Annotated in this window: 11 protein-coding genes and 2 pseudogenes; all 13 read right to left on the bottom strand. The window is 39.2% G+C overall.

Annotation, left to right across the window (positions count from 1 at the left end; genetic code table 11):
- Nucleotides 1–272 (bottom strand): annotated as a pseudogene (locus tag ACQEXS_RS21825) (hypothetical protein); the annotation flags it as partial.
- A gap of 166 nt (nt 273–438) precedes the next feature.
- A complete protein-coding gene (locus ACQEXS_RS21820; RefSeq protein WP_427015184.1) occupies nt 439–915 on the bottom strand; it encodes a nuclear transport factor 2 family protein in 477 nt (158 codons plus the stop codon).
- Nucleotides 916–1,692: 777 nt separating this feature from the next.
- Nucleotides 1,693–1,899 carry a 4-oxalocrotonate tautomerase DmpI gene (gene dmpI / locus ACQEXS_RS21815; protein ID WP_108695164.1) on the bottom strand — a complete coding sequence of 69 codons (207 nt, stop codon included), beginning with the start codon at nt 1,897–1,899 and terminating at the stop codon, nt 1,693–1,695.
- 191 nt (nt 1,900–2,090) lie between these two features.
- Nucleotides 2,091–2,552 (bottom strand): hypothetical protein, encoded by a 462-nt coding sequence (locus ACQEXS_RS21810; protein ID WP_427015183.1) that lies wholly within the window; start codon nt 2,550–2,552, stop codon nt 2,091–2,093.
- 208 nt (nt 2,553–2,760) lie between these two features.
- Nucleotides 2,761–3,360 (bottom strand): hypothetical protein, encoded by a 600-nt coding sequence (locus tag ACQEXS_RS21805; protein ID WP_427015182.1) that lies wholly within the window; start codon nt 3,358–3,360, stop codon nt 2,761–2,763.
- 315 nt (nt 3,361–3,675) lie between these two features.
- Nucleotides 3,676–4,014 carry a GFA family protein gene (locus ACQEXS_RS21800; protein ID WP_427015181.1) on the bottom strand — a complete coding sequence of 113 codons (339 nt, stop codon included), beginning with the start codon at nt 4,012–4,014 and terminating at the stop codon, nt 3,676–3,678.
- Between the two features lie 140 nt (nt 4,015–4,154).
- Nucleotides 4,155–4,724: a hypothetical protein gene (locus tag ACQEXS_RS21795; RefSeq protein WP_427015180.1), complete on the bottom strand. Its 570-nt coding sequence runs from the start codon at nt 4,722–4,724 to the stop codon at nt 4,155–4,157.
- A gap of 658 nt (nt 4,725–5,382) precedes the next feature.
- Nucleotides 5,383–6,201, bottom strand: a complete 819-nt coding sequence (locus tag ACQEXS_RS21790; protein ID WP_427015179.1) for a hypothetical protein — start codon at nt 6,199–6,201, stop codon at nt 5,383–5,385.
- Between the two features lie 140 nt (nt 6,202–6,341).
- On the bottom strand, nt 6,342–7,259 hold the full coding sequence (locus ACQEXS_RS21785; RefSeq protein ID WP_038892472.1) for a DUF2971 domain-containing protein: 918 nt from the start codon (nt 7,257–7,259) through the stop codon (nt 6,342–6,344).
- 132 nt (nt 7,260–7,391) lie between these two features.
- Nucleotides 7,392–7,949: a hypothetical protein gene (locus ACQEXS_RS21780; protein WP_050937202.1), complete on the bottom strand. Its 558-nt coding sequence runs from the start codon at nt 7,947–7,949 to the stop codon at nt 7,392–7,394.
- A gap of 135 nt (nt 7,950–8,084) precedes the next feature.
- Nucleotides 8,085–8,573: a hypothetical protein gene (locus ACQEXS_RS21775; protein WP_427015178.1), complete on the bottom strand. Its 489-nt coding sequence runs from the start codon at nt 8,571–8,573 to the stop codon at nt 8,085–8,087.
- A gap of 323 nt (nt 8,574–8,896) precedes the next feature.
- The gene (locus ACQEXS_RS21770) at nt 8,897–9,703 is read right to left on the bottom strand and encodes a restriction endonuclease (RefSeq protein WP_427015177.1); all 807 of its coding nucleotides are present in this window, start codon (nt 9,701–9,703) and stop codon (nt 8,897–8,899) included.
- A gap of 149 nt (nt 9,704–9,852) precedes the next feature.
- Nucleotides 9,853–10,002 (bottom strand): annotated as a pseudogene (locus ACQEXS_RS21765) (hypothetical protein); the annotation flags it as partial.
- Nucleotides 10,003–10,675: the final 673 nt, after the last annotated feature.

Below are 10,675 nucleotides of genomic sequence, written 5' to 3'. Positions count from 1 at the left end.
TCCCAACCACAACTCGCTATAAATTCATCTCCAAGCCAAGGATAAATAATTTTGTTTTTTTCATGGTTCCAAGCTAACGGAGCGATGAGAAGAGCCGCAGTAATAACTGATACTATCTTAGCTTTTACAGAAAAAGTCTTTAATTTATAAATGAACAGTCCCACAAAAGGCAGAGAAAAAATAAAACCAGTAATACCTTGATTTGCGGCTCCAGCCATCATGAAAACCACGCAAATACTTAAAATTAGAATTGGTCTTATCTTTCGTATCATGTTGTTACCTTCCAGTTTGTATAACGCCGCATTAAGGTGCGAACAACGCTAAACACCTAACCCAAACCGCTGCACCTTAAACACTAACCCCAAGTTTAAACTGAGATCGCCAAGCGTTGTGAGTCACTCTTAAATGCTTTGTTATGTAACTTTACTATTTCGTTGTTTACTTACCTTCTGACAGTAGCATCGTGTGATTGGCCAGTAACAAGTATCCATTTGGCGCTTTCACGTACGTACGCATAAAATGAAATACTAAGAGAGGTCTAGTATCTGGCTCATTAATGCTACCACCCGCCCTTTTAACATCCGTGAATCCATATACAACAGCTGTCCCCGGGTGTTTTATTACTTTTACATTTCTTTGCTCTCTGATACCAGAGCGAACACTTACAGGCTTTGATACTGAATGTGGAAACACAGTATCGAAAAAATTTAAAAAATCTAGTTTAGACCTTTGAATCATCTCTGCTTGATTATGCACCCATACAAAATCAGGATGTAAAAGCTCTTCTACAACTGAACGAACACCGTGATTCAATGCATTTTCCCATGACTCATCAATAGATTTGACCACCTTAACGTCAGAGTACTCTGTAGAATTATTTGTAAAAGATGACACTGTTTTATTTTCTGAAATCAATTTAGACACCTTAATGAAAACCACTCATAAATTTAAAGAAAAACAACGATTAAATATTTAACTGGAGGCATGTTACATAACGCCCAATTAACGTGTGAGCAGCGCAGACACTGAACTTAAACACTGCGCCGTAAACACTTAACGCAACCCGAAGTGAAAGCGCCAAGCGTTGCGAATCACTGTTGAATTGTTTGTTATGTTTTACCACAAGTTACTGACTTAATTGAGAAAGAACTGCTATTTCTGACTAGTTTTCTGAAGTGAACCACAAGGCTGAAACCCACTTGGCCGACAAAGGCGACCAACCTAAAACGTGTAATTCCACTTCCCTGCCCAATGAGGCAACCCGACTAAGCTCCAACAAGTGCCCTGTATTTCCAACCAAAGCGCAAAACAATTCTGAATTGCCGAGGCTACTGCCAAGCTGAAATGCTGCTTGGTTAAGAACCTGAAAGCGACTTTGAGCCAGCTAAACAAGAAGCCGACCGCCACGACCTGACAATGAAGCAACCCACGAACATTGGCATGTTTTACGGGCTGAGTGGTTCAAGAACTTAGACAGACAATACTGATTTGCTGAGTCTACTAGGGACGAACTGCCAGAGGGACAAAGAACTAGAGCCTAAAAACCTTAAGTCTTTGAATTTAAAGTAAACATAACGCCGCATTAAGGTGCGAACAACGCCAAACACTTAACCCAAACCACTGCACCTTAAACACTAAAGCTAAGTTTAAACTGAGGTCGCCAAGCGTTGTGAGTCACTCTTAAATGCTTTGTTATGTTTGTTCTGCTATCTCTTTTTTGATTTGTTCCACGCTTTTACCACCAACCGCAATATTATTATCCGGTTGCTCTCGAATAGAGACTAAGAACAATTCTTTAGGTATTCCCGTTATTTCAACTGAAACTTCAGTTAATTTTTCAATCAGTTTTTCTTTTACTTCATCCGTTAACTGACCTGATTCAAAAGCAATAAATGGCATAACTTTTCCCTTTGTTACTAGTGTACTTGCAAATGATTATTACATGTCTTAACCCGAAAAACATAACGCCCTGTTAAGGTGTGAGCAACGCGATGCAAAAGCCGCCGCATACAACCTTAAACACTAAAACCAACGCACAGTGAAAATGCCACACGTTGCGAATCACTCTTAAACAGTTTGTTATACCACTACTAAAATACGGCCTCTAAACTAGACAACTTGTATCTTGCCCAAGCATCCATATAGTAGTCACTGTTACTGTCCCAGAACTCTGATGGCATTTTTCTTTGGTATTTTACATTCAAAATACTGTGCTCTTTCGGCGTGACAATACAGTAGACACAGTACTTGTCGATAACATCATATACATCAGAGACTTGGGGGTTAGTTAACGATAGTAAGATGCGCACAACCTCAGCCATGGGCACAACATGCTCTTTCTCAACTTTGTCGCTATTCCGAGCTGAGATTGTCCATTGGCATTGCTCTTTTATCTTTCTTGTATCCCACTTACCTGTCCCATTTACTGCACCGACACGATACGCATACAAATTATCAACTAAATTGCGATAACAATGAGAATCATCAACTCCACCATCGACAAGAACTAGAATAGCTTTAGCAAGAGCTTCAGCTTTAACTGCATATGACATATATAGAACCGCTTCAAAAAGCCGAATCGTAAACTACTTTCTTGTATGCAGAAACTCAGTTTCTCACATAGTGGTATAACGCCCAATTAAGGGGTGAACAGCGCCGCCACCCAAACCTAAAGCATTGTGCCATAAACACTAAAACTGAAGTAGAAGCAAAAGTGCCAAGCGTTGTGAATCCCTCTTAAATTGCTTGTTAGGTTTTGGTTCAACGTAGTTCACCAGAAAGTTCATTCCACGCTTCATCAGTGGATATAGGTAACTTCAGTTGACGCTCTACTTTGGACGAAAGACCAATAAACCTAGAGCCTAAGTCTTCTGGCTTTACATTAAGTTCTTTACACAATTTCTCTATGTAGCCCAGCACTCCCGGGGCTAAAAATGCAGATTTAGGATCGAATGGAGGATACATCTTCAATATCTCGGGATCCTTTGTGCCGCAATTATTCGGACCGTTTAGATCTATAAAGCAGACCTCAAGATATGTGTCCAACGCTTCAGATAGTTTACCTTGCTTCTTTAGAACATCTCCCATTCCCAAGCGAGCATTACGATATAGTCCCCATTTATACTCTGATGCTAGTTGAGGCAATGAAACCTTTAATTGCTCCCACTTAACATCTAAGTCCGTAGGAGTGTTGATGCCTTGACTTATCAGCTTGTTTTTTGTTACTTCTCTATCGCGCTTTTCCGCTAAGAATTGTTCATGGGTACCGTTCTCAATTGCCCACTTTTCTTCTATAAGTTCAATTTGATCTTCACGTACTAAAATCTTGACTCGTTCATCAGGGCAAGTTCGAACATACATAAATTGACTGCAGCTAGGGCATTTTTTCTTTCGCCCAGGCATTTTATCTAACGTACTACTGCAATAAGGGCAAACTGGCTCTTTATTTCCTACTCTAGGTATCTCAGTTGTTTTGTTCCCCTCGGTACGACTATTACCGAATACTCTAAATATATTGGATAAGAAACTCATAGCTTTTCCTTATAAAACCTAACGCCAAATTAAGTAGTGAGCAACGCCACCACCTAAGCTAACCCATTGTGCCGTAAACACTAAAGTCGATTCAAACCGAAAGTGCCAAGCGTTGCGAATCTGCTTGAATTTATTGTTAGGTGATTAGTACGATGCGCCATTGATTTTACGTACAGGAATACTCGAAAGCACTTCATTTTCGGCCATTCTCATATTTACAACCAAGATATCTTCGGAACATTTCTGTGTTGTTATGTAGTGCGTTAAACAACCACATGAGTTGCAACGATGAAATTCTACTTCTTTGTCACCCCAACAATAGAAAGATGTTTTCTCATTCATTCTGATTTGAACTTGTTCTGGAGAAAAGTACGCCCAAGCCGCAGCATAGCGACGACAAATAGAACAGTTACACTCTCCAACTTCTTTAGGAAACGAACTCAACACCAAGCTAACGTTTCCGCAGTGACACTTTAATTCCATTCGATCATTCCCTGTATTCACCTAACGCCGCGTTAAGTGGTGAGCAACGCTACCACCCTACCTAAACCATTGTGCCGTAAACACTAAAGCAGAATCAAACCGAAAATGCCAAGCGTTGGGAATCCGCCTTAAACGCCTTGTTAGCTAAAATATGCCACATCTTCTGATTGTATTTGAATCTTAATAGCTTCCGGTTCAATCTTGTTGATAAAGCGCAGAGCTTCATTACACCAACAGTATAGAGGGATTAAATACTCCCACTTTTGTTCATTCTTTTGATTCGGAAACTTAACACCTAGAACACGAATAGTACCTCCCCACCATTGTAGGTCTTGATGGCACTTATAAGAGGATTGAATATCGAGGTAGAAACCGTCAGCATGGATTATCTTGTTGCATGATTCCCGAAAGCTAATACCTTCCTCACCATAGAGTGTTAAAATAAAATCTTTCGGTGAATGGTCAAAAGAATAGCCTTGATGATTACGTTTCATGGAATCATCTAAACTTCTGAGTTTGATCGATATATCGACTAAGCTGCTACTAACAAGAGACTTAACCATTACCAAATACGAAGAACGATCATATAATTCTTCGTACTCTTTAACACCAATACAGTGCTCTTTTACAAACGCTTCACTTGCTTGAATCACGTTTTGAACAATGAATATTTTTTGTCTTAGCTCTGCTATATCAAACATGTGAGACATAAATTTACCTTTTTAGCTAACGCTGCATTAAGGTGCGAAAAACGCTAAAACACCTAACCTAAACCACCGCACTTTAAACACTAAACCCAAGTTTAAACTGAGATCGCCAAGCGTTGTGAGTCACTCTTAAATGCTTTGTTAGGCGCTTCACGCAAATAGTTAAAACTGGATTTAGAAAACCACTTTTTAGAAAAAGAAACACACGTAACCCATTAAATTTGATTAAAACTCAAATGCTAAAGCGGCTAAGTCTCTGAAACCCACTGCAACCAAAACACCAAAGAAATTGGCAAATCAGCGCATAAAGAATGAAATTTGAAAAGGTTAACTTTCAGAGCAAAATTTCAGCCAATAAATACGTTTCGAAGACAGATAAAATTGAAGCGACTTGAGCCAAAGAGAATGATAACAAACCAGTAACTAAACCTAATGAGGCAACCCGCAAACCTTGACATGCTTTACGGGTTGAATGATTCAAAAACTTGGGAAGACAAAGCTAAATTGCCGAAAAACTAGAACAAATGGTTAAAGAGAAATTAGAGATTTAAACCAAGAATTTCTTACTGGGCCTAACGCCGCATTAAGGTGTGAGCGACGCTTGGCTATACTTGAGCGAAGCGAAAGCGCCAAGCGTTGCGAATCACTCTTAAATGCTTTGTTAGCGGTTTGTTCGCAATGTAACGAACTCTTCGTCTGTAACAACCTTATCTGCATATTCGTGTTCATCAGATACCGTTACCGATGGCAGAATTGTTTTGACACGATGCTTGTATCCGACATAACAACAGTTAGGGGTAAATACATGTTTAATAAGTGGTTTTGTTTCCCACTCTCTCTTTATATAAACCTCACCAGGTGTCGTAAAACACCATGGTTGTTCTCCAAATACGCTAAACTGGATACTCACAATCTCTTGTACTGTGCAGATAGCCTCTAATGCTAACTCTCGATCATTAGTATCGGTTTCTGGATTAAAGTGTATAGCTTTATTTCGCATTATATTCAGCTTGCGAAATGCCTCTGCCGCCTCTGGTAGCAACTCACCCCAACTCTCAAGCGTATCGATTACCAGCGGCCAATAATCAAAAGAACTCTTTCGGTAAACCTTTTTATATTCCGCTTTATCTGTGTGATAAGTTCGGAGAACCAGCATCAATTGGTTGAGAATACGCTCACCAAGAGCACAAGCCCCCGTAAGTGCTGGGTAATAGCTACCAATAACAAATGCATTTCTAGTCTGTTCTAAGAATTTGTTATGAAACGCAGATATCGAGAAAGGCTTATTACCCATAGCTACAAAATTCGTAACTTTGGCATTTAGCTGACTAGAACCATATTGGGTGCTTAACCCTTCAACAGTATTCTTGTAGTTATTAATATGGTTCTCTTTTACTTTGTCATCCCACTCATCTTTAACGGGAGTCAGTGATGAAGCTCTCGAATCAAAGTCGAAACAAAGGATTCTATACCTTTTCATAAATACCTTATCTAAAAAACCGCTAACGCCCTGTTAAGGTGTGAGCAACGCAATACAAAAGCCGCCGCATACCACCTTAAACACTAAACGCAACGCATAGTAAAAATGCCACGCGTTGCGAATCACTCTTAAACAGTTTGTTATACGAACATTTCTTCGAAACCCAAAGTAAAATGAGTTTTACTTAACTGAGCTTTGAAAATAGGTATATTTTTACTACCGATGAGAGTCTGAATTAACCTAGCATCCTCATCAGAAGCACGACATCCAACAAAAACCGCAGATATACAATCGGGTGGCAACTTAAACAAGAAAACAGATGTTGGTAAGACAGCTAAAGAGCCATAGATTTCATTCAGAATCACATCACTATGGCTATACTTCATTTCTTCACGATCATCAGTAGAATTACCGTCCCAGTCTTGATTATTGAACTGTTCGTATTCGACAAGATCAACTTCAAAAGTGACCGACAGTTCGTCCTCTGCAACGATATTAAACAGGTCTACATACAAGTTATCGTAAAACTCATGAAGCTGTTCGAACAGTTCACGCTCTACACGAACATAATCAGCTAGTCTCAACTTTGGTAAGATACGATGCTCTTTTTCGTATATCCAATCATCACTTTTAGTTAGAAGTAAGTCTTTAACACATACTTCAGTCTGTAAGGGTGAAAAGCGTTCCCTGTTGTATAGTACTCGTTCAATCGTATCTCTCATGGAAAGCTTGTAATTGAAAAAGTAATCTAACTTTTCATAGTCAAACTCTACAACAATCCCTTTATGTTCATGAGCGTAGTGAGACCACATCAAAAGGTTATTGTAGTTTTCAGTAAATGATATAACACCAACTTCATTGAAATTACCATCAGTCGCAAATTGTTCAGCTTGTTCAAAGAAGTCTTCACCGAGCCCCTCACGAAGAACTTTATCCACTAAATCTTGTGCTGGACTCAATTCAAATGGATCATTCAAAACTCCACGTTGGCTTGCTCGTAGACAATAGTTGGAAAAAAACTCCTCTCGGAAAGGCATATATTTATAGATTTTCTTCATACTTCCCCGTTCGTATAACGCCCTGTTAAGGTGTGAGCAACGCAATACCGAAGTTCCCGCATGCCACCTTAAACACTAAACACAACGCATAGTGAAAATGCCACGCGTTGCGAATCACTCTTAAACAGTTTGTTAAGCTTCGGGCTGAGGGGTCCACATAAATACATTCTCATGCACAAAAGACTTTAGTATACCAAGTGACTTTAGTGCATCCGACTTAGCAAGGTCTTCAGCAGATTCAAATCGACCATCGATCATTTTCTTAGCCAATGAGCCATTTTTTAACCCCGCTTTCGCATGAACATAAGGGTTGCGGATTTTCCGCAACACTTCCAATTGTTCAAAAAGAGCTTCACTTATAATTTCAGCTCCCTTTGCAGATTCAAGGATTTTCTTAAACGACGATTCCGCTATTGCATTCTGTCCTCTCATGATGAACTCACCGGACAATGAGTGCTCTATAAAAGCTTGGCACAAGAGTACAACTGCCATGTAATTACCGTTAACGTAACTATTAGCTAATTCATGAAAAGCTAAGCTAGACTGTAAACCACCAGTAAAAAGCATATCTCCCTGTGGCGAAAATAATTCATTTAGCTCTACAAATCTAACAATACGCTCTGGTCTAGTTTGCTCTTCATCTTCGACAAAGCCAGCGATACCCTGTCGTTTTATTTCTTCGTAGTCCATATTGTCCTCATTGAAGCTTAACGCTCTGTTAAGGGGTGAGCAACGCAATACCAAAGCCGCCGCATACCACCTTAATCACTTAAACCAACGCATAGTGAAAATGCCACGCGTTGCGAATCCCTCTTGAACAGTTTGTTATGTTTCAAATTGAAATGAAATTTCACTGTAATCAAAGGGGATTTCAGCAACATTGTTAGTACAGTAAGAAACAATATCAGGAAGTTCATTATTTAGGATGCAAATTGCGTTCTTAAAATCACAAAGCCAAAACTCAGAAATAGATATCAACTTATTACCTACTCCCATGTACAAAGAGCTAAACGGTGATTCGTCTGTAAATCCAAGTATAGAGAACTCATCCTGATGTACTAACTTTGACGTTAATGCCAAAGTATCTTCAAACAAATCATCACTTTTTCGATGCTTTGATATCTGACACCTACCATCAGGGTAATATAATGCATGATACTTGTCTTTAGCATGCTCGAGGGCAGCTAAATCCATTTCATGTAGGTTTTTGCCTTGTTTTCTTTTTTGATTCGCCTTTTTAGCAAGCAAATGAGTATGGTCAATCAATACAGCATCACCTAGTGCTTTAATGTTTGCTTCACTTTTTAGCCACAACCTCATTCCAACAGTTAATTCAGCTAAAGAGCGAATGTAATAAGCAATTACGCAAATCTCATCATTTTTGGATCTATACCATTCATGTGCTCTTGATATAATTTAGAATAAAAATAGCATCCTCGACGAATAATTAACGAGCATCTTTTATAGTCTTCAACTTCTAACATTTTAGTGGTAGCCCCCCCAGAAACATAACGCCCTGTTAAGGGGTGAGCAACGCAATACCAAAGCCGCCGCATACCACCTTAATCACTTAAACCAACGCATAGTAAAAATGCCACGCGTTGCGAATCCCTCTTGAACAGTTTGTTAGTTTTAAATTATTGATAAGCACTAAGCCAACTTAATATATCTTGATAATCTTTCAGGGATATGTCCCAGCAACTGCTCGCTTGGCTTTGGGCAAAATCAATAGCACCTTGGGTAAAAGCGGAAGTAGTAACTAGTATTACTTTATTTGGTCCACCTATTGTATTTTTCACACCATGAAGAGCTCGAACAACCTCCACACCAACTTTATTGTCTGGTGCATACCTTTTACATTCAATGAAATATTTTGTATCAATACCTAAAGCATGTCTCTGTACCGCAATAATGTCCTTTCCACCATCTCTTGTACTTTTTGTAAGAGTTACTTCAAAGCCACTATGTTTAAAGATTTCGGCAATAACTTGCTCAAACTCTCTAGGCTCGATTTGGTGAAGGTGTTGAGGGTCGTCCCTCAAGAATCTGACAAGGTCTGGGATATTGGAGCGAATTAAATTTATATCGGTGATAATTCTATCATCACCTGGTAACCAGATTTTTGGCTCCGGTAAAATATAAATGGGCGATTCATCTAGGTAAGTAAAATATGGTTCACCGTTACAGTCAGCGCCACTTGAATTGTTGATTACGTAACTAAGGAAGTCGACAGGGTGCTCCGTAACATCAAAATCCAATGAAATATCATTACCGCATCTCGTACAATCAAACTGATACAGCAATTGATAATCATTTTGTTGCCCCATACCATTTTCACTGTAGCTACTATCGTAGCAATCGACTTCGAAATCTTTAACAGGAACCTTGAAAACAGAACCACATTCATCACAAGAGGCTTCAATTACCCCATCAAAAATCCACATACTTTGATTAACCTCATTTTAAAACTAACGCCCGCTTAAGTGGTGAGCAACGCAATACTGAGTCTCCGCACACCACCTTAATCACTAAAGTCAACTCATGGTAAAAATGCCACGCGTTGCGAATCCGTCTTAAAGCGTTTGTTAGCAATCTATTCTCGTGTAAGCTTTGCAAACTTGGTGACCAACCACTTAATACCTTCATGATTGAAAGCCACTTGAACCCTTGATGAATCCCCTTTACCTTCAAAGTTGATTATCGTACCTGAGCCAAACTTAGGGTGGACTACCCTTTCTCCTAACTTTAAATCTAAAGCAATATCGCTGGTTGGTTCCTGATGAGTACTTAAATAAGACTCCACCATCAATTCACTAACTTGATTTTCCAAACTAACAAGTCGGTCTGCGATAGTGATTTCCATTTGGGTTGTTGGTTCTTCATAATCTCGAAATGTATGAGGGATAGCTTCTGTCGGAGATGATAAGGTCTCTTTGATAGCATTAGAAATATTTTCCTTTAATTGCATCCCCCAATCAGGGTCATTCTTATCATAAACCAGTACTCTTAGGGGGCGTAAATCAAAAGGAACATCATCGATGTTCGAAGCGATCAGAATCGCTGGCTTCTTTAATGCATGAGCCAGTCCTAATTCATAGTAAACATTTGGGTTTTTACCTGTTAACTCAGCTACAACCAACGATGCATCTTTAATAGAATTCCAAATATCGTCCATTATATGAGTTGATCTAAATAAGCTGTCTCCACGGGCTGTATATAAATCGCTCTCATCTATAGCTGGTTTTATAATTCGCTTGAAATAAGTTTCAAACGGTTCTGCAAATGGCATAATTACAAAACAAGATTTTTTATTCATTGTTAAATTTTCCCTCTGATTGCTAACGCCGCGTTAAGTGGTGAACAACGCCAACCACCAAACCTAAACCATTGTACATTAGACACTTAAGCTAATTTAA

It is taken from the genome of Vibrio sp. TRT 17S01, from assembly GCF_050113695.1.
Taxonomy (GTDB): domain Bacteria; phylum Pseudomonadota; class Gammaproteobacteria; order Enterobacterales; family Vibrionaceae; genus Vibrio.
The sequence above is the reverse complement of the archived record's forward strand: the minus strand, read 5'-3'. Positions and strand labels throughout refer to the sequence as shown.